The sequence below is a fragment of the Streptomyces sp. LARHCF249 genome (assembly GCF_052871255.1).
On record NZ_JBIXJQ010000008.1, the window covers coordinates 290,474 to 308,805 of the forward strand.

Here is an 18,332-nt window from a genome sequence, read left to right on the forward strand (position 1 = left end):
GGGTTGCTGGATTGCGGGGTTACTTGGCGCCGAGACCGGCGTCGGAGACCTCGGGCTTGCCGGCGGCCTTCAGCACCTTGTTCAGGAGCGTCAGGTCGTAGATGCCGGTCAGGTCGGGCTGCTCGATGAGATGGGCCTTGACCGCGTGGTCGGCCTGCGTCTTCAGCGTGGCGGCCAGCGGGTCGTCGGTGATCGCGATGCTCGGCCAGGCCGGGTCGATGATCTTCGCGTCGAGCGGCTTGCCGCCCTCGGCCTCGAGCTTGGCGTTCGCGGAGGCCTTCGCCTTGTCCGGGTTGGCGTTGATCCACTCGTTGGTCTTCACGGTGCCCGCGAGGACCGCCTCGACCACGTCCGGGTGCTCCTTGAGGAACTTCTGCGACACGATGACGTTCGTGATCACGAACTTCTTGTCGGGCCACAGGGTGGCCTCGTCGAGGAGGACGGAACCGCCGTCGGAGACCAGCTTGGAGGCCGTGGGCTCGGGCACCCAGGCGCCGTCGATCGAGCCCTGCTTGAACGCGTCCGGGGTCACCTTGTTGTCCGTGCGGACGACGGAGACGTCGCCCTTGCCGGACTCCGGGTCGACCGTCCAGCCCTTCTCGGCGATCCAGTTGAGGAACGCGACGTCCTGCGTGTTCCCCTTCTGCGGGGTGGCGATCTTCTTGCCCTTGAGGTCGTCCAGGGTCTTGATCTTGTCCGGGTTCACCACGAGCTTGACGCCGCCGGAGGCCGAACCGGAGACGATCCGCAGGTTGGAGCCCTTGGACTTCACGTAGCCGTTGATCGCCGGCGAGGGGCCGATGAAGCCGATGTCGAGAGAGCCGCCGTTGAGGGCCTCGATCTCGGACGGACCGGCGTTGAAGGCCTGCGGCTTGATCTTCGTGCCGCCCAGTTCCTTCTGGATCAGGCCTTCCTGGAGGCCGACCAGGGCGGTGGCGTGCGTCAGGTTCGGGAAGTACCCGATGCGGACCTCGGTGGCGGAGAGCTTCTTGCCCTCGGCGGCGGCGTTGGCCGCCTTGGGCTCGTCCTTCTCGGCCTGGGAGCCGTAGCCGCAGGAGGCGAGCGCGCCGATCAGCAGCGGCAGCGCGGCGGCGGCGACGGCGCCGCGGCGCAGGGTCGTACGGGTGAATGCGGTGGCAGGCACGGGAGGACTTCCTCTCGTGACGTGGTCATCTCATGACGCACGTCTTCGTTTGTGGAGCAGGGGCAGGTACAGCTCGTGGGGGGTGTGGGCGCGCAAGCGGTGCGCGTACGTCATCGCGCACATCGCGCCACCCCTCCCTGGCCGCTGCCGAGGGCGCCGCTGCCCACGCGGCCGCCCTCCTTCGCGAAGGTCGAGTAGATGTCGGAGGGCATGGGTTAGAAGTCCCACCCTTCCTCGTCGGCCTGGACTGCTTGGTCGCCGGGCCCGGCCGTTGAGACGAAGGACTCGCCCGCCATGCCCGCGGCCAGCGTGGTTCCGTCGGCCGGGTCGATCAGCAGGAAGGAGCCGGTGCGGCGCGAGTCGGCGTACGCGTCGAGCGCGAGCGGCTCGGCGGTGCGGACGACCACGCGGCCGATGTCGTTGGCCACCAGCTGCCCGGGGTTCGGGTGCTGCGACAGGTCGTCCAGGGTCAGCCGCGAGGGGATCTCCTTGACGATCGCCTTGACCGTGCGCGTCGTGTGCTTGATCAGCACCCGGGCGCCGACGGCCAGGGGCTGGTCCGCCACGTGGCAGACCGTCGCCTCGACGTCCTGCGTGGTGGCCGGCGCGCTCGCGGACGGCGCGATCAGGTCGCCGCGCGAGATGTCGATGTCGTCCTTGAGCCGCACGGTCACCGACTGCGGGGCCCAGGCGATGTCGACGCTCTCGCCGAGCGCGTCGATGCCCTCGATGACCGAGGTGCGGCCGGACGGCAGGACGGTCACGGCCTCGCCGACCCGCAGCACGCCGGAGGCGATCTGGCCCGCGTAGCCCCGGTAGTCCGGGTGCTCGGCGGTCTGCGGACGGATCACGTACTGCACCGGAAAACGCGCCGGGCAGGCGGTGAGGTCGTGGCTGACCGGGACGGTCTCCAGGTGCTCGAGCACCGTCGGCCCGCCGTACCAGTCCATGTTCGCCGACGGGTCCACCACGTTGTCCCCGGCCAGCGCGGAGATCGGGATCGCGGTGATCTCCGGGACGCCGAGGTCCGAGGCGTACGCGGTGAACTCCTCGGCGATCGCCGCGAAGACGGACTCCTGGTAGCCCACGAGGTCCATCTTGTTGACGGCCAGCACCACGTGCGGGACGCGCAGCAGGGCGGCCACGGCCGCGTGCCGGCGGGTCTGCTCGATCACTCCGTTGCGGGCGTCGACCAGGACCACGGCCAGGTCGGCGGTGGAGGCGCCGGTGACCATGTTCCGGGTGTACTGCACGTGCCCGGGGGTGTCGGCGAGGATGAACCGGCGGCGCGCGGTGGCGAAGTAGCGGTACGCGACGTCGATGGTGATGCCCTGCTCCCGCTCGGCCCGCAGGCCGTCGGTGAGCAGCGCGAGGTCGGGGGCGTCCTGGCCGCGCTGGGCGGAGACGGCCTCGACGGCCTCCATCTGGTCGGTCAGGACCGACTTGGAGTCGTGCAGCAGCCGGCCCACCAGGGTGGACTTGCCGTCGTCGACGGAGCCGGCGGTCGCGAAGCGCAGCAGCGTGGTCACTGAAGGGTCGGCCAGGCTGGCGAACTGATCGGTGGTGCTGGTCATGTTAGAAGTACCCTTCGCGCTTGCGGTCTTCCATCGCGGCCTCGGACATCTTGTCGTCGGCGCGGGTCGCGCCCCGCTCGGTGAGCCGGGAGACGGCGATCTCGGCGATCACGGCGTCCAGCGTGGCGGCGTCGGAGTCGACGGCGCCCGTGCAGGACATGTCACCGACCGTGCGGTAGCGGATGAGCCGCGTCTCGGGCGTCTCGCCCTCCTTGGGGCCGCCCCACTCGCCGGCCGTCAGCCACATCCCGTTGCGCTGGAAGACCTCGCGCTCGTGCGCGAAGTAGATCTCCGGCAGCTCGATGCCCTCGCGGGCGATGTACTGCCAGACGTCCAGCTCGGTCCAGTTGGAGAGCGGGAAGACGCGCACGTGCTCACCGGGCGCGTGGCGGCCGTTGTAGAGCTGCCACAGCTCGGGGCGCTGGCGGCGCGGGTCCCACTGGGAGAACTCGTCGCGCAGGCTGAACACCCGCTCCTTGGCGCGGGCCTTCTCCTCGTCGCGGCGGCCGCCGCCGAACACGGCGTCGAACTTGAGGCTCTGGATCGCCTCGGTCAGCGGGACGGTCTGCAGCGGGTTGCGGGTGCCGTCCGGGCGCTCGCGCAGCTTGCCCGCGTCGATGTAGTCCTGGACGGACGCGACGTGCAGGCGCAGGCCGTGCCGGGCGACCGTGCGGTCGCGGTACTCGAGCACCTCGGGGAAGTTGTGCCCCGTGTCGACGTGCAGGAGGGTGAAGGGCACCGGCGCCGGCGCGAACGCCTTCAGCGCCAGGTGCAGCATGACGATGGAGTCCTTGCCGCCGGAGAAAAGGATCACCGGCTTCTCGAACTCGCCCGCCACCTCGCGGAAGATGTGCACGGCCTCCGACTCGAGGGCGTCGAGGTGCGACAGCGCGTAGGGCGCGGACCCAGAGGAATTGTCCGCAGCTTCGTGCAGGTGGGCGACCGTGGTCATGCCAGACCCCTCTCGGTGAGCAGCGCGTGCAGGGCCGAAGCCGACTCCTGCACGGTCTGCGTGTGCGACTCGATACGGAGGTCCGGGGACTCCGGAGCCTCGTACGGGTCGTCGACCCCGGTCAGACCGGAGATCTCGCCCGCCGCCTGCTTGGCGTACAGGCCCTTCACGTCACGCTCGGAGCAGACCTCCACCGGGGTGGCCACGTGGACCTCCAGGTAGTTCGTCTCCGCGGCCGCGTGCCGCTTGCGGACGGCCTCGCGGCTGTCCGCGAACGGCGCGATCACCGGTACCAGCGCCTTGACGCCGTTGCTCGCGAGGAGCTCGGCGACGAAGCCGATCCGCTGCACGTTGGTGTGCCGGTCCTCGCGGCCGAAGCCCAGCCCGGCGGAGAGGAACTCGCGGATCTCGTCCCCGTCGAGCACCTCCACGCGGTGGCCCTCGGCGCGCAGCCGCTCGGCCAGCGCGTAGGCGATGGTGGTCTTGCCCGCGCTCGGCAGCCCGGTCAGCCACACGGTGGCGCCCTGGTCGCTCACGCTCATCTGGTTCGTCTCCGTAAGTTCTTCGCTGGTCGTCATCAGCCGTGCAGTCCGCACTCGGTCTTGCCCCGCCCGGCCCACCGGCCGGCCCGCGCGTCCTCGCCCTCCGCCACGCGGCGGGTGCAGGGGGCGCAGCCGACGGAGGTGTAGCCGTCCATCAGCAGCGGGTTGGTGAGCACCCCGTGCTCGGCCACGTACGCGTCCACGTCGTCCTGGGTCCAGCGGGCGATCGGCGAGATCTTGACCTTCTGCCGCTTCTCGTCCCAGCCGACGACCGGGGTGTTCGCCCGGGTCGGGGACTCGTCGCGGCGCAGGCCCGTCGCCCAGGCGTCGTACGCGGTCAGACCCTCTTCGAGGGGCTTGACCTTGCGCAGGGCGCAGCACAGGTCGGGGTCGCGGTCGTGCAGCTTTGGGCCGTACTCCGCGTCCTGCTCGGCCACCGTCCGGCGCGGCGTGAGGGTGATGACGTTGACGTCCATCACCGCCTCGACCGCGTCGCGGGTGCCGATGGTCTCCTCGAAGTGGTAGCCCGTGTCGAGGAAGACCACGTCCACGCCGGGGAAGGCGCGGGAGGCCAGGTGGGCGACGACCGCGTCCTCCATGGAGGAGGTCACGGCGAACTTCCTGCCGAAGGTCTCGGCCGCCCAGGTGAGGATCTCCAGCGCGGAGGCGTCCTCCAGGTCCCGGCCCGCCCGCTCGGCAAGGTCCTTGAGACCGACGTCTTGAGCGGTGGTCATATCTCGTCCCCTCCAGCTGCGTTGGACTGAACACCCCGGGCGAGCAGCCCGAGGTACTTCAGCTGGAAGGCTCGGTTGCAGGCCCTGCATTCCCAGGCGCCGTGGCCCGTCTCGTGGGGAAACAGGTCCTCGTCGCCGCAGTACGGGCAGTAGAACGGTGCGGCGCGCTCGCTCACGAGAGGCTCTTCTCGTCCGCGCGGGCGACCCAGGCCGCGAACCGCTCGCCGTCCTCGCGCTGCTCCTCGTACTGCTTGACGACCCGCTCGACGTAGTCGGGCAGTCCGGCCGAGGTGACCTTGAGACCGCGGACCTTGCGGCCGAAGCCGGCCTCCAGGCCGAGGGCGCCGCCCAGGTGGACCTGGTAGCCCTCCACCTGGTTGCCGTCGTCGTCCAGGACCAGCTGGCCCTTGAGACCGATGTCCGCCACCTGGATACGGGCGCAGGCGTTCGGGCAGCCGTTGATGTTGATGGTCAGCGGCTCGGCGAAGTCCGGCAGGCGGCGCTCCAGCTCGTCGATCAGCGAGGCGCCGCGCGCCTTCGTCTCGACGATGGCCAGCTTGCAGAACTCGATGCCGGTGCAGGCCATCGTGCCGCGGCGGAACGGGGACGGCTTGACCCGCAGGTCGAGCGACTCCAGGGCCGAGACCACCGAGTCGACCCGGTCGGCCTCGATGTCGAGGACGATCATCTTCTGCTCGGCGGTGGTGCGCAGCCGGCCGGAGCCGTGCTGCTCGGCGATGTCCGCGATCTTGGTCAGGGTGGCGCCGTCGACACGGCCGACGCGGGGCGCGAAGCCGACGTAGAACTTGCCGTCCTGCTGCTGGTGGACGCCGACGTGGTCGCGCCACTGGCCGGAGGGCTGCTCGGGCGCGGGGCCGTCGGTCAGCTTCCGCTTCAGGTACTCGTCCTCCAGGACCTGGCGGAACTTGGCCGGGCCCCAGTCGGCGACGAGGAACTTCAGGCGGGCGCGGGTGCGCAGCCGGCGGTAGCCGTAGTCGCGGAAGATCGAGATGACGCCCTCGTAGACGTCCGGGACCTCGTCGAGCGAGACCCAGGTGCCCAGGCGGACGCCCAGCTTGGGGTTGGTGGAGAGGCCGCCGCCGACCCAGACGTCGAAGCCGGGACCGTGCTCGGGGTGGTTCACGCCGACGAACGCGATGTCGTTGATCTCGTGCGCCACGTCGAGCAGCGGCGAGCCGGAGATCGCGGACTTGAACTTGCGGGGCAGGTTGGAGAAGTCCTTGTTGCCCACGATGCGGCGGTAGATCTCGTCGATGGCGGGGGTGCCGTCGATGATCTCGTCCTGCGCGATGCCGGCGACGGGCGAGCCGAGGATGACGCGGGGCGTGTCACCGCAGGCCTCGGTGGTGGACAGCCCGACGGCCTCCAGCCGGCGCCAGATCTCCGGGACGTCCTCGATCCGGATCCAGTGGTACTGCACGTTCTGGCGGTCGGTGAGGTCGGCCGTCCCGCGGGCGAACTCCTGGGAGATCTCACCGATGACGCGGAGCTGCTCGGTGGTCAGCCGGCCGCCGTCGATGCGGACGCGCAGCATGAAGTACTTGTCGTCCAGCTCCTCCGGCTCCAGGATCGCGGTCTTGCCGCCGTCGATCCCGGGCTTGCGCTGGGTGTAGAGGCCCCACCAGCGCATGCGTCCGCGCAGGTCGTTGGGGTCGATCGAGTCGAAGCCGGTCTTGGAGTAGATCGTCTCAATGCGTGTCCGCACGTTGAGACCGTCGTCGTCCTTCTTGAACTGCTCGTTGCCGTTGAGGGGCGTGTGGTGTCCGACAGCCCACTGACCCTCACCGCGGTGACGGCCTGTCTTGCGGCGCGCGGCGGCGGCTGCGGGCGTTTCGGGAGTGGCGGCCATGGCGGGTACGTCCTTCTTCGGCGGCTCAGGGCAGGAGCGGGGGCACAGGGGGGAGCGGGGGTACGCCCCCGTCACGTCGGCGTCGCTGAGCGGGTGTGGCTGATTGCCGCCTTTGCCGGGGTGGCCGGCGGGCAGGCGGTATTCGGCCGTCAGGGGGCTGAGACGATCGCCACTTCCGCGGCGACGATGCCGGGATGGTGGCGGTGTGCGGCGATTGCTGGTTCCGTCAGCAGGCCGGACAGATGGCGCTGGACATGCGGCCGAGGTCGACGTGCCGCCGACTCACCAAGGCAATTCCAGCTCCATTCATGGCGGAAGCGTGTCATGTGCCGATTGGAGGAGTCCACTAGTGTCCAGAATTCGGACGAAGTCGTCCCGCATGGTGATACGACGTGATCGCGGTCACCGTCCGCGGGCGGGTGCGGCGCCGCGCCGGGAGCTCTGTCCCCGCACCCCCGCACCCCCGCGCCTCACACGCCGGCGGGGCCGGACTCGGGCTACGCGCCCGGCCAGGGGCCCGGGGTCGGCGTGTCCTCCTTGGACTCCGTTTCCGTCTTGAACAGCTTGAACCCGCGCCGCAGGTAGTTGTCCATCGCCGTCGGCCCGTCCTGGCTGCACGTGTGGAGCCAGACCCGTCGCGTCGGCTCGCGGTCCGGCCACCGGGACGCGAGGTCCCAGGCCCGGGCGACGCCCACCGACAGCAGGTGCCCCCCGATCCGCCGCCCCCGGAAATCCGGCAGCAGGCCGAAGTAGATGATCTCCACCGCACCGTCGTCCTGCGGGTCGAACTCCACGTACCCCGCCGGCGTGCCCCGGTCGTACGCCACCCACGTCTCCACGCCCGGCCGCCCCAGCTGCTCCACCCACTGGTCGCGGGTCAGCGACAGCCGGTCCGTCCAGTGGATGTCCCCGCCGACGGAGGCGTAGAGGAAGCGGCTGAACTCCGGCGAGGGGACCTCCGCCCGGGAGACGGTGATCTCCGGGCCCGGTACGGCCGCCGGAACCAGATCGTCCGGGGAGGTCATTTCCAGGGACCAGGTGGTGAGTGTGATGGTGCTCATGCAGGTCAGGGAATCATGCCCGGCCCCCCATGGCCCAGGCGGGCCCTGATCACCGCGGGCGCGGTGGAGTGGGGGAGCAGCCCGGCCGGGTCCTCGGGGCGGATCAGCTCCACCTCCACGTCCTCCGCGAAGCGGTACGGCCGGTGGGCCAGCACGCCCGCCAGGTTGCGGCGTACCCGCGACATCTCCGCCCGGACCGTCACCGTGCGGGTCGGGTCGCCGAACAGCTCCCCGGAAAGCTCCGCCGCCGAGCGCCCCCGCGGGCTCTCCGCCAGCAGGAACAGCAGCTCCGCGTGGCGCGGGCTCAGCTCCTGCGACCAGCTCCCGGCGGCCCCGTACACCGTCGCCGACCAGGTTCTCGCCCGGCTGAGGTCGAGGACCACGCGGGTCACCCCGGCGGTCGTACGCTCCTGCGCGATCCGCAGCAGCCAGCCGCCGGGCAGCGGCTCCACCGCGCAGTCGCCGAGCTGCGCCAGCCGCACCCGCCCCGGGCCGAAGGACTTCGGAAGCGGGACGCGGTCCACGGGGGCCAGGCCCGTCACGGCCGCCGTCCAGCCGTTGGGGTCCACGGCCAGCGCCCGCCCGGGCAGGCGGGCCAGCAGCGGGGCCGCCACCGCCCGCAGCCGCTCCAGCGACTCCAGGTGCCGTACGCGCAGCTCCCGCTCCGCGAGCCGGGCCACCGAGCTCACCCACGCCAGGGTCGCCGGGTGCATGGTGGCCAGCGGGCCGCTCACGTCGACCACGCCCAGCAGGCGTCCGTCGCGCGGGTCCCGTACGGGCGCCCCCGCGCAGGTCCAGTCGTGATGGCTGGAGACGAAGTGCTCCGCCGAGAACACCTGGACCGGACGCCGGGTCACCAGGGCGGTGCCCACCCCGTTCGTGCCGACCACGGCCTCGTCCCAGTCGGCCCCCACGGCGAAGCCGAGCCGGTCCGCCTTGCGCAGGATGGAGGAGTGGCCCTCCCGCCACAGCAGCCGGCCCTCCGCGTCGGCCACGACCATGATGTGCAGGGCTTCGTCCAGGGCCGGAAGCAGCCCCTCCCGGAGCACCGGGAGGATCTCCCGCAGCGGCGAGACGTGCCGCCGCTCCTCGGTCTCGGCGGCCGAGAGCATCCGCGAGCGCGCGTCCCGGTCCGGGTGCACCCCGCCCGCCATCATCCGGCGCCAGGACTCGGCGATCTCCGGGCGCGGCGCGGCCGGGGGGCGGTCCCCGGCCAGCGCCGCCGCCCGTACGCCCTTGAGCAGACGAGCGGCCTCCCGCGCGTCCATGGCCGAGATGCGGGCCACATCGACCGTGCTGCCTGTGGTGTCGGCCACCGGAACCTCCCCGTGCGAACAGGACGACTCAAAGGTTGCAACGGTATGCAACTCTCGCCAAGTCCCGGTCACCCGACCGAAACTGTCCGGACGTCGCTGAGCGGCGTGACAGCTCCTCCTCGGGGCTTCTCGGATCAGGGGTGGTGCCGAGTCGGCGCGGCGCCACCCCTGTTCCCGGTCGACGGGCCCGGATCCCGGCTCGGAGCGGTTTGGGGACTACTCCCCGCCCGTGATCCGCGCTCGTTCCACGACGGCGCCCAGGTCGAGGCTGTGCGGCAGCGTGCCGAAGGCCGCCCCCCAGTCACCGCCCAGCCGCGAGGCGCAGAAGGCGTCCGCCACCGCCGGCGGGGCCCACCGCACCAGCAGCGATCCCTGGAGCACCAGGGCCATGCGCTCGACGACCCGGCGGGCCCGGGCCTCGATGCCCTCGAGATCGGCGAGCTCCGCCAGCAGGTCCTTGATGGCCGAATCCAGCCGGTGGTCCGCGCCCCGGGCCTGGCCGACCTCCTGGAGGAACGCGTTCAGCGCCTGCGGCTCCCGCTGGAGGGCCCGCAGCACGTCCAGGGCCTGGACGTTGCCCGAGCCCTCCCAGATGGAGTTCAGCGGGGATTCGCGCAGCAGTCTCGGCATGCCGGACTCCTCGACGTAGCCGTTGCCGCCCAGACACTCCAGTGCCTCCGCCACCATCGGCGTACAGCGCTTGGTCACCCAGTACTTGGCGGCCGGCACGGCGAGCCGCAGGAAGGCCTTCTCCTGGTCGGTCCCGGCGTCGTAGGCGGCCGCGAGCCGCAGGGTCAGGGTGGTGGCCGCCTCCGACTCCAGGGCGAGGTCGGCGAGGACGTTGCGCATCAGCGGCTGGTCGATGAGCGGTGCTCCGAAAGCAGAGCGGTGCTCCGCATGGTGAGCGGCCTGCGTCAGGGCCTGCCGCATCAGCGAGGCCGAGCCGATGACACAGTCCAGCCGGGTCGCCGCGACCATCTCGATGATCGTCCGCACCCCCCGGCCCTCCTCGCCCACCCGCCGCGCCCAGGTGCCGTCGAACTCCACCTCGCTCGACGCGTTCGACTTGTTGCCCAGCTTGTCCTTCAGCCGCTGGATCGCGAACACGTTGCGCGTGCCGTCCGGCAGCACCCGCGGCACGAGGAAGCAGGTCAGCCCGCCCGGAGCCTGCGCCAGTACCAGGAACCCGTCGGACATCGGCGCCGAGCAGAACCACTTGTGCCCGGTCAGCAGGTACTCGCCCGAGGCGTCCAGCGGCGCCGCGGCCGTCGTGTTCGCCCGTACGTCGCTGCCGCCCTGCTTCTCCGTCATCCCCATGCCGAAGAGCACGCCGGCCTTCTCCGCCGCCGGCGCCAGCCCCTCCTCGTACACGTGCGAGGTCAGCCGCGGCTCCCACTCGGCCGCCAGTTCCGGATCGGCCCGCAGCGCCGGCACCGCGGCGTGCGTCATCGAGACGGGGCAGCCGTGCCCGGCCTCGGCCTGGGACCACACGAAGAACCCGGCGGCACGCCGCAGGTGCCCGCTCGGCCGCCCCCAGGCGTCGGTGAGCCCGGCGGACACGGCCTTCCCGAGCAGCTGGTGCCAGGCGGGGTGGAACTCCACCTCGTCGATGCGGTTCCCGTACCGGTCGTGCGTCCGCAGCACGGGTGGATTCTCGTTCGCCAGCCGGCCCCACTCCTGGGCCTGAGCGGAACCGGCGGCACGCCCGAGCACGGTGAGCTCCTGCCGTACCTCGCCGAGCAGTTCGGGGGCGGCGGAGGCGAGATGACGCTCGACGCCCTCGGTGAGGGCCCGGTCGCCCCCGTAGACGTCGTGGCCCACGAGCGGCGGGGCCTGATTGGTGACTGTGTGGGTGGTGGCTGCCATGCGGATACCGTAAGGACGTGCAGCCAGCAAAAGAAACACCAGAGCGGATCCTGGTACGTCATGGACGGCTCCACCGGGCCCGCGCCCTCTACCGCAACGTGTCGAAGCGGAAGATGGGCTGGCTGCTCCTGAAGGACACCGTCAACTCGTGCATCGAGTACCGGATCCTCGGCCTCGCCGCCGAGGCGGCCTTCTTCACCCTGCTCTCGCTGCCCCCGCTCTTCCTCGGCCTGCTGGGCCTCCTCGGCTACGTGGACGGCTGGACGGGCACGACGACGGTGGCCAGCATCGAGGAGAACATCCTGGGGGCGGTCGGCACGATCCTGTCCGACCGGGGCGTCAACGAGATCGCCAAGCCGATGCTGGACGATGTGACGGGCCGCGGCCGCCCGGACCTGATCTCGCTCGGTTTCGCCTTCGCCCTGTGGTCGGGCTCGCGCGCGGTGAACGTCTTCATCGACACCATCACGGTGATGTACGGGCTCGACGGGCACCGCGGCATCGTCAAGACCCGGCTGCTGGCCTTCCTGCTGTACATCATCGCGCTGGTGATCGGCGCGGTCGTGCTGCCGCTGATGGTGGTCGGACCCGACGCGGTCGTACGGCTGGTGCCCTGGGGCACCAGCGTGATCGCGGTGCTGTACTGGCCGACCGTCACCCTGCTGTCCATCGTCTTCCTGACCACGCTGTACCACGTGTCCGTGCCGGTGCGCTCGCCGTGGATCGAGGACGTGCCGGGCGCGCTGGTGGCCCTCGCGATGTGGGTGGTGGGCTCGTTCCTGCTGCGGATCTACCTCACCAACACCGTGGAGGGGCCGACGATCTACGGCTCGCTGGCGGCGCCGGTGGCCGTGCTGCTGTGGATCGGCATCTCGGCCTTCGCGGTCCTCGTCGGGGCCGCCGTCAACGCGGCGATCGACCGCGTCTGGCCCTCGGTGGCCACCGCGGCGGCGCGCGAGGCCAACGAGCGGGCCCGCGAGGCGGAGGCCGCCCAGCTGATCGCGCGGGCCGCGGCCTGGCGGGCGATGGCGGAGGGCGAGTCGGAGGACGACGAGGACGAGGGGATGCCCTCCGAGTTCCCCGAACGGTGGTCGAAGTTCCTGCCGCCGGAGGACTACACCTCGCGGCTGCGCAAGCACTGAGACAGCGCGGTCGCAGGGATTGACGGGGCGTCAGGTCGGGGCGCAGCTTATATCGGGAAGCCGATATAAGTTGCCGGAGGTCCCGTGCCGCCGAACCCGCCCACACCGCGCTCCGGCCCGGAGCACGCGCCGGAGCAGCCCCTCGCGCCGACCGCGCCGCACACGGCAGGCCGGCCGGGTACGCCGCAGGCGCGGTCGCGCCAGGCGCAGCGCAAGTCCCAGACCCGTTCGCGCCTCATCGACGCCGCCGCCGGACTCTTCGCCCGCAAGGGCTTCCACGCCGTCTCCGCGGAGGCCGTCGCGGACGCCGCCGGCCGGACCACCGGCGCCCTCTACAGCCATTTCGGAGGCAAGGAGGGCCTGTTGCTCGCCCTGCTGGAGGTCTGGAAGGAGCGGACCGCCGAGGAACTCGCCGCCGAGATCGCGGACAGCGCGGACCCGGCGGATCCCGCCACGCACTTCTCCGCCATGTGGGGCAGCCTCACCCGCCCGCACCCCGAGCGGGGCGACTCCTGGCTGCTCCTGGAGGCCGAGCTGTGGCTGCACGCCGCCCGTGGCCCGCTCCTCGGCGGCCTGCTCGCCCAGCGCTACGCAGAGGTCCGCGCCCAGCTCGGCGAGGGCCTCGAGGACTGGGCCGAGGCCACCGGCACCCCGCTCGCCCGGCCGCCGGAGGAGACCGGCGCCCTGGTCCTGGGCGTCCTGCTCGGCCTGGCGATGCAGCACCGCCTCGACCCCCGGGGCATCCCCGACACCCTCGTCGTGGAAGCACTGAGCGCCCTGCTGACACCCCCTCCCGACCCCCTCTCCCGAGCCCCTCTCCCGAACGGAAGTGGACCGTGATCCCCACCGGTGAGATCGACCTGCTGGAAGACACCTGGGCCCGCGGGGTCCCGCACGAGCAGTTCGCCCGGCTGCGCCGGGAGGACCCGGTGCACTGGCACGAGGTGCCGGGCGGCCACGAGGGCTTCTACGCCGTCACCCGCCACGCCGACGTCAAGGAGATCAGCCGCGACCCCGAGCTGTGGTCCACCGAGCTCGGCTCCTTCATGGTCCGCGACCAGAGCCCCGAGTCCCTCGCGACCCTGCGGCTGGTCCTGCTCGGCATGGACGCCCCGCGCCACTCCCGCTACCGCGCCCTGGTCAGCGCCGGCTTCACCCCCCGGGTGGTACGGCGGCTGGCGGCCCGGATCGCGGAGCGGGCGGCGTCCCTGGTGGACACCGCGGTCACCCCCGGACGCGAGATGGACTTCGTCGGGGAGGTGGCAGCCTGGCTGCCGATCCAGACGATCTGCGAGATGGTCGGCGTACCCCCGGGCGACGAGCGGCTGATCTTCGACTGGAGCAACCGGATGGCCGGCGGCCAGGACCCGGAGCTCTCGGCGGGCAAGCACGACAGCGACCTCGCGGCCGCCGAGATCTACGCCTACTGCGACGCGCTGGCCGCCGAGCGGCGGGCGCACCCGCGTGAGGACATCCTCTCGACGCTGGTCCACGCGGAGGTGGGCGGGGACCGGCTCACCCCGGACGAGATCAGCATGTTCTTCGTGCTGCTGTGCGTCGCGGGCAACGAGACCACCCGCAACCTGCTGTCCGCCACCGTGCTGGCGCTGGCCGGGCATCCGGCGGCCCGCGCAGAACTGGCCGCGTCCCCGCAGGACGAGGCCTTGTGGACCTCGGCCGTGGAGGAGTTCCTGCGCTGGGGCGGCTCGATCCACAACTTCCGGCGCACCGCCACGCGCGACACCGTCCTGCGAGGGCGTCCGATCGCCGCGGGCCGGAAGGTGGTCACGTACTACACCTCCGCCAACCGCGACGAGGAGGTCTTCGCCGACCCCTTCGCCTTCGACATCCGCCGCACCCCGAACGACCACCTCGCCTTCGGCGGCGGGGGCCCGCACTTCTGCCTGGGCGCGGGTCTGGCCCGGACCCAGATCAAGGCCCTGCTCCGCGAACTCCTCCGCCACTACCCCGACGTCGAGGTCACCGGGGAGGTGCGCCGACTGCGCTCGGACTTCATCAACGGCATCAAGCACCTGCCCGTCCGCTTCGGTTGAACCCGGCGGCGGCCGGGGCCGGCGGCCGGCCCCGCGCTGCCCGGGCGAGGGCTCGCCCACCGCGGGGCGGGCTGCCCGGCGGGTACGACTGGCGGCGGCGGTGGGGCGTGCACAGACTGGATGCAGGGGTGGTTTCCAGCGGCAGTCCGACCGGGAGGAGACCCTGGTGTTCGGACAGGTGCGAGCAGTGTCGGACAAGAGTCCGATCTTCATGATCAAGGTCAGCGTCTACCGCAGTGACCTGTCGGAGGTCGATCACGTCTTCACCGACGAAGAGGCCGGTACAGCGTGGCGATCGGCGCAGGTGAAACGGTCACCGTACGGTTCGACACCCACCACTCCCTCACCAATGCCAGGGACTGGCAGCCGTCGGCGGTCGCGAACGCGGTCACCAGCGACGAGACCCCCCTGGACCGCCATCTGCTTCCCACCGGGCAGGATCACGGGGGCGCGTCGAACGTGGACGCGCTGAACGGCTATGTGGTCGCAGCGGCCGTGGGCGAGGCCGGCGGTTACGCCCCCACGGCGGCGTACCGCCTCTCGATGCTCAAGCAGCCGACCCCGGTGCTCGTCGCCCTCCAGCAAAGACTCCTGGACCACTTCGGCGAGCCGGCCTAGCGCGCAGAAAAAGAAATGGCGCGTGCGTGAGGGCACTTGTTACGTTGGATCCGTTCCGCCGATCGGTGCGGGACCGTCAGTACGTGCACGATCCGGAGGTGAGCCAGTTGATGACTGTCATCGCGCAGGGCACTGCCCGCATTCAGAAGACCATCAATGTCACTTCCGTGGTCTCCGGCTGACCTCACACCACTTCGCGCGCCGCCGCCGCTGAGCGAGCGGACGCGCGCTGCCGGGGCCACCCTGTGAAGGGTTCCCCTTGTCTCTTTCCTCCTCCCCGCAGGCCTCGCTCCCGCACGCCCTCGCCCCCTTCGGCTGGGACGACGCGTGGGCGGCCGAGTTCACCCCGTACGCCGAGCAGGGCCTCCTGCCCGGCCGGGTCGTACGCGTCGACCGCGGTCAGTGCGACGTCATCACCGAGGACGGCATCGTCCGCGCCGACACCGCCTTCGTCACCCCGCACGACCCGCTGAGGGTCATCTGCACCGGCGACTGGGCAGCGGTCGAGCCCGCGGGCAACCCCCGCTACGTGAAGGCGTACCTGCCCCGCCGCACCGCCTTCGTACGGTCCACCTCCTCCCAGCGGTCCGAGGGGCAGATCCTCGCCGCCAACGTCGACCACGCGGTCATCGCCGTCTCCCTCGCCGTGGAACTGGACCTGGGGCGCATCGAGCGCTTCCTGGCCCTCGCGTGGGAATCGGGGGCGCAGCCGCTGGTCGTCCTCACCAAGGCCGACCTGGTCCCGGACCCGGCGACGCTCGCGCACCTGGTCCAGGACGTGGAGACCGCCGCGCCCGGGGTCCGGGTGCTGACCGTCTCCTCCCTCACCGGAGAGGGCACGGACGTCCTCACCGCACTCGTCGGCGGCGGTACGAGCGTGCTGCTCGGCATCTCGGGCGCCGGCAAGTCCACCCTGGCCAACACGCTGCTCGGCGCGGACGTCATGGAGGTCCAGGAGGCCCGCGAGGTCGACGGCAAGGGCCGCCACACGACCACGACGCGCAACCTGCTCGCCCTGCCGGGCGGCGGGGTCCTGATCGACACGCCCGGACTGCGCGGTGTCGGGCTCTGGGACGCCGGGACCGGCGTCGGCCAGGTCTTCTCGGAGATCGAGGAGTACGCGCGGACCTGCCGCTTCCACGACTGCGCGCACGAGGCGGAGCCGGGGTGCGGGGTGCGGGCCGCCGTGGACTCCGGAGAGCTGCCGGAGCGGCGCCTGGACAGCTACCGCAAGCTGCTCCGGGAGAACCAGCGGATCGTGGCGAAAACGGACGCGAGGCTGCGCTCGGAGATCCGTCGCGACTGGCGCCTCAAGTCGGCGCAGGGCCGAGCGAACTACGCCGCGAAGCGGGGCGGCCGCGCCTGACCCGGTCCGGGGGCCGGGGGTTGCCGGGTGGGGCGCCGCTGCCGGGGGCTCCGCCCCCGAAACCCGCGCCCCCACACGCCGGCGGGCCTGGACGCGGCCGAGCTGCGTCTCGGGCCTGCCGCGCAGCGGCGGGCGGGTCACAGCCCCCACGCGTGGACGCGGTCCGGGTGGATCCGGATGACCTCCGGGCTGAAGTGCGGCCCGAGCACGTGCGGGCCGACCTCAAGGGTGGCGTGCCCGCGGATCTCGATCCCGCGGACCCGCCACGGCCGGGCGCTGACCAGGTCGTCCACGACCAACGCCAGCCGCGGGTTCGCCCGGAGGTTGCGCCACTTCTTCGACGTGCCCATGGCCATGCCGCCGACGAGGATCGTCCCGTCCTCCTGCGGGAAGAACCCCACCGGGTTCGCCTGCGGCTGCCCCGCCGCGTCCACCGTCGCCAGCCGGCCCAGCCGCTGGTAGCGGAGGTACGCCAGCTCGGCCTCGCTGAAACCCTCGAAGTCCCTCATGGCCGAAAGCCTCGCAGGCACCGCGGCCACCCGCATCGGCCTGCGGTCCTAGGACCGCAGCCCGGGGCCGCACGCGCGTCAGACCCCCGCCATCACCGTGCCGAGCCACGCCCCCACCACCAGCAGGCACGCGAACAGCTCCACCAGCACACTCGTCCCCACCGCCCGCATCACCGCCCGCACCGACGCCCACGCCTCGCCGTGCGTCCCCAGGCGGCGCCTCTCGCACAGGTAGATGCCGCCCACGAAACCCGGGACCGCCCCCAGCACGGGGACCAGCACGAAGCCCAGTACCGCCCCGGCGCCCGCGTACACCGCCATCAGGCTGGTCACCCCCACCCCCCGCAGCCGCCGCGGCGGAAGCAGCCACTTCACCACCTGGACCACCAGCAGCAGGGCCGTCGCCGCGACCAGCACGGTCCACGCCGCGGTCGCCCGCTCGTGCAGCGCCCACCACATCAGCCCCGCCCACACCAGCCAGGTCCCCGGCACGCCCGGGACCAGCACCCCGACCACCCCGAGGAGCAGCACCAGCCCCACCAGGAGCAGCTGCGGCAGATCCATGGGCTCAGCCTGACCGACCAGGGGCTATCGGGCCACCCAGCCCCGTTCGTACGCGTGCCACCCCAGCTGGAGCCGCGTCGTGACCGCCGCCAGCTCCATCAGGCCCTTGACCCGCCGCTGCACCGTCCGCAGGCCCAGCTCCAGGTGCTTCGCCACGCTCGCGTCCGTCATCCCCGCCAGCAGCAGGGTCAGGATCTCCAGGTCGGTGGCGTCCGGACCGCCGTCCGACTCCTCGGGCCCGCCCGACGCGCCCAGCCGCAGCGGCAGCGACTCCCGCCACACCGCCTCGAACAGGCCGGTCAGCGACTCCAACAGCCCCGACGCGTGCACCACCAGCGCCGCCGGCTCCGCGCCGCGGCCCGTCAGCGGGACCATCGCCAGGGTCCGGTCCGCGATCACCAGCTTCGTCGGGACCTCGCCCGTCACCCGGACCCGTTCGCCCCGGGCCAGCGCCGCCGACACCTCCCGGATCCCGCTCGGCAGGGTCAGCACCTCCCGTTCGATCACCACACGGTAGGCGACGCCGCGTACGGCGGCCCGGTCCTCCGCCTCGTTCTCCGTACCCGTCACCACCTGCGGCCGGCCGCTGACCAGCGCGCACACCTCCCGCTCGGCCCCCAGCTGGAGCTGGTGGAAGCGGTGCGCCACCGCGCTCGCGCCCTGCACCACCTCCACGAGGTCGTGCACCGCCGGCTCGGCCGCCTCGGCCCGGTACTCCTCCGCCAGCAGCGCCGCCGCCAGCTCCGCCTGCTCCAGCTCGTGCCGCTGCTGGGTCAGGAGCGCCCCCAGGGCGACCCCGGGCGGCGCCGCCACCCAGCGCCCCGGGCGCGCCGAGGACTGCGCGGCCAATCCGTGGCGCTCCAGGTGCCGCAGCGCCCGCTCCGTCTGCGGCACCGGCAGGGTCAGCCGGTGCGCGAGATCGGGCACCTCCGCCGCCCCCAGCGCCACCAGCGCGCGGTACGCCGCCTCCTGGCCCTCGTCGAGGCCTATCGCACCCAGCAACCCGAACACCCACCTCTC

Annotated in this window: 19 protein-coding genes; 5 read left to right on the forward strand and 14 right to left on the reverse strand. The window is 72.0% G+C overall.

Translation table 11 applies throughout. The features are described from left to right. Nucleotides 1–19: 19 nt before the first annotated feature. The 11 genes from ACIPUC_RS24595 to ACIPUC_RS24645 all read right to left on the reverse strand — a co-directional run bounded on the left by ACIPUC_RS24595 (nt 20) and on the right by ACIPUC_RS24645 (nt 11,059). Nucleotides 20–1,144 (reverse strand): ABC transporter substrate-binding protein, encoded by a 1,125-nt coding sequence (locus tag ACIPUC_RS24595; RefSeq protein ID WP_446592176.1) that lies wholly within the window; start codon nt 1,142–1,144, stop codon nt 20–22. Between the two features lie 215 nt (nt 1,145–1,359). Continuing rightward, nucleotides 1,360–2,718, reverse strand: a complete 1,359-nt coding sequence (locus ACIPUC_RS24600) for a sulfate adenylyltransferase subunit 1 (protein ID WP_446592178.1) — start codon at nt 2,716–2,718, stop codon at nt 1,360–1,362. Between the two features lies 1 nt (nt 2,719). Beyond that, complete coding sequence (gene cysD, locus ACIPUC_RS24605) at nt 2,720–3,670, reverse strand: sulfate adenylyltransferase subunit CysD (protein ID WP_446592179.1); 951 nt, start codon at nt 3,668–3,670, stop codon at nt 2,720–2,722. Then, the gene (cysC, locus tag ACIPUC_RS24610) at nt 3,667–4,212 is read right to left on the reverse strand and encodes an adenylyl-sulfate kinase (protein WP_446592181.1); all 546 of its coding nucleotides are present in this window, start codon (nt 4,210–4,212) and stop codon (nt 3,667–3,669) included. Before cysC ends, cysD begins: the two co-directional genes overlap by 4 nt. 35 nt (nt 4,213–4,247) lie before the next feature. Further along, nucleotides 4,248–4,946 (reverse strand): phosphoadenylyl-sulfate reductase, encoded by a 699-nt coding sequence (locus tag ACIPUC_RS24615; protein WP_446592182.1) that lies wholly within the window; start codon nt 4,944–4,946, stop codon nt 4,248–4,250. Next, entirely contained in the window at nt 4,943–5,122 is a 180-nt protein-coding gene (locus ACIPUC_RS24620; RefSeq protein ID WP_267032026.1) for a hypothetical protein, read from the reverse strand. The genes ACIPUC_RS24615 and ACIPUC_RS24620 overlap by 4 nt, the downstream gene beginning before the upstream one ends. Further along, nucleotides 5,119–6,816: a nitrite/sulfite reductase gene (locus tag ACIPUC_RS24625; protein WP_446592183.1), complete on the reverse strand. Its 1,698-nt coding sequence runs from the start codon at nt 6,814–6,816 to the stop codon at nt 5,119–5,121. Before ACIPUC_RS24625 ends, ACIPUC_RS24620 begins: the two co-directional genes overlap by 4 nt. A gap of 226 nt (nt 6,817–7,042) precedes the next feature. Next, entirely contained in the window at nt 7,043–7,126 is an 84-nt protein-coding gene (locus tag ACIPUC_RS24630) for a putative leader peptide (protein ID WP_310942095.1), read from the reverse strand. Nucleotides 7,127–7,313: 187 nt separating this feature from the next. Next, nucleotides 7,314–7,877: a GNAT family N-acetyltransferase gene (locus ACIPUC_RS24635; RefSeq protein WP_446592185.1), complete on the reverse strand. Its 564-nt coding sequence runs from the start codon at nt 7,875–7,877 to the stop codon at nt 7,314–7,316. A gap of 5 nt (nt 7,878–7,882) precedes the next feature. Continuing rightward, complete coding sequence (locus tag ACIPUC_RS24640) at nt 7,883–9,145, reverse strand: GAF domain-containing protein (protein WP_446592282.1); 1,263 nt, start codon at nt 9,143–9,145, stop codon at nt 7,883–7,885. A 264-nt stretch (nt 9,146–9,409) separates the two neighbouring features. Continuing rightward, on the reverse strand, nt 9,410–11,059 hold the full coding sequence (locus tag ACIPUC_RS24645; RefSeq protein ID WP_446592187.1) for an acyl-CoA dehydrogenase family protein: 1,650 nt from the start codon (nt 11,057–11,059) through the stop codon (nt 9,410–9,412). 17 nt (nt 11,060–11,076) lie between these two features. Between ACIPUC_RS24645 and ACIPUC_RS24650 the strand changes: the two genes are divergently transcribed. The 5 genes from ACIPUC_RS24650 (at nt 11,077) to rsgA (ending at nt 16,239) form a co-directional block, all read left to right on the forward strand. Next, the gene (locus ACIPUC_RS24650; RefSeq protein ID WP_446592189.1) at nt 11,077–12,201 is read left to right on the forward strand and encodes a YihY/virulence factor BrkB family protein; all 1,125 of its coding nucleotides are present in this window, start codon (nt 11,077–11,079) and stop codon (nt 12,199–12,201) included. Between the two features lie 84 nt (nt 12,202–12,285). After that, nucleotides 12,286–13,041, forward strand: coding sequence for a TetR/AcrR family transcriptional regulator (locus ACIPUC_RS24655; protein WP_446592191.1), 756 nt, complete (start codon nt 12,286–12,288; stop codon nt 13,039–13,041). Then, complete coding sequence (locus ACIPUC_RS24660) at nt 13,038–14,255, forward strand: cytochrome P450 (RefSeq protein WP_446592193.1); 1,218 nt, start codon at nt 13,038–13,040, stop codon at nt 14,253–14,255. Before ACIPUC_RS24655 ends, ACIPUC_RS24660 begins: the two co-directional genes overlap by 4 nt. 288 nt (nt 14,256–14,543) lie before the next feature. Then, nucleotides 14,544–14,873: a carboxypeptidase regulatory-like domain-containing protein gene (locus ACIPUC_RS24665; protein WP_446592195.1), complete on the forward strand. Its 330-nt coding sequence runs from the start codon at nt 14,544–14,546 to the stop codon at nt 14,871–14,873. 259 nt (nt 14,874–15,132) lie between these two features. After that, complete coding sequence (rsgA, locus tag ACIPUC_RS24670) at nt 15,133–16,239, forward strand: ribosome small subunit-dependent GTPase A (RefSeq protein WP_446592197.1); 1,107 nt, start codon at nt 15,133–15,135, stop codon at nt 16,237–16,239. Nucleotides 16,240–16,376: 137 nt separating this feature from the next. On the opposite strand, the gene ACIPUC_RS24675 is transcribed toward rsgA, so the two are convergent. The 3 genes from ACIPUC_RS24675 to ACIPUC_RS24685 form a co-directional block, all read right to left on the reverse strand. Continuing rightward, nucleotides 16,377–16,748 (reverse strand): PPOX class F420-dependent oxidoreductase, encoded by a 372-nt coding sequence (locus ACIPUC_RS24675; RefSeq protein WP_446592199.1) that lies wholly within the window; start codon nt 16,746–16,748, stop codon nt 16,377–16,379. Between the two features lie 78 nt (nt 16,749–16,826). Then, nucleotides 16,827–17,312 carry a DUF456 domain-containing protein gene (locus ACIPUC_RS24680; RefSeq protein WP_446592201.1) on the reverse strand — a complete coding sequence of 162 codons (486 nt, stop codon included), beginning with the start codon at nt 17,310–17,312 and terminating at the stop codon, nt 16,827–16,829. A gap of 24 nt (nt 17,313–17,336) precedes the next feature. After that, entirely contained in the window at nt 17,337–18,314 is a 978-nt protein-coding gene (locus ACIPUC_RS24685) for a helix-turn-helix domain-containing protein (protein ID WP_446592284.1), read from the reverse strand. Between the last annotated feature and the right edge of the window lie 18 nt (nt 18,315–18,332).

Excerpts from the sequence above, each read along its gene's own strand:
- ACIPUC_RS24600 (WP_446592178.1), bottom strand. The coding sequence starts at position 2,718 with ATGACCAGCACCACCGATCAGTTCGCCAGCCTGGCCGACCCTTCAGTG.
- ACIPUC_RS24645 (WP_446592187.1), bottom strand. The coding sequence starts at position 11,059 with ATGGCAGCCACCACCCACACAGTCACCAATCAGGCCCCGCCGCTCGTG.
- ACIPUC_RS24625 (WP_446592183.1), bottom strand. The coding sequence starts at position 6,816 with ATGGCCGCCACTCCCGAAACGCCCGCAGCCGCCGCCGCGCGCCGCAAG.
- ACIPUC_RS24675 (WP_446592199.1), bottom strand. The coding sequence starts at position 16,748 with ATGAGGGACTTCGAGGGTTTCAGCGAGGCCGAGCTGGCGTACCTCCGC.
- ACIPUC_RS24635 (WP_446592185.1), bottom strand. The coding sequence starts at position 7,877 with ATGAGCACCATCACACTCACCACCTGGTCCCTGGAAATGACCTCCCCG.
- ACIPUC_RS24640 (WP_446592282.1), bottom strand. The coding sequence starts at position 9,145 with ATGGACGCGCGGGAGGCCGCTCGTCTGCTCAAGGGCGTACGGGCGGCG.
- ACIPUC_RS24680 (WP_446592201.1), bottom strand. The coding sequence starts at position 17,312 with ATGGATCTGCCGCAGCTGCTCCTGGTGGGGCTGGTGCTGCTCCTCGGG.
- cysC (WP_446592181.1), bottom strand. The coding sequence starts at position 4,212 with ATGAGCGTGAGCGACCAGGGCGCCACCGTGTGGCTGACCGGGCTGCCG.
- cysD (WP_446592179.1), bottom strand. The coding sequence starts at position 3,670 with ATGACCACGGTCGCCCACCTGCACGAAGCTGCGGACAATTCCTCTGGG.
- ACIPUC_RS24630 (WP_310942095.1), bottom strand. The coding sequence starts at position 7,126 with ATGAATGGAGCTGGAATTGCCTTGGTGAGTCGGCGGCACGTCGACCTC.
- ACIPUC_RS24615 (WP_446592182.1), bottom strand. The coding sequence starts at position 4,946 with ATGACCACCGCTCAAGACGTCGGTCTCAAGGACCTTGCCGAGCGGGCG.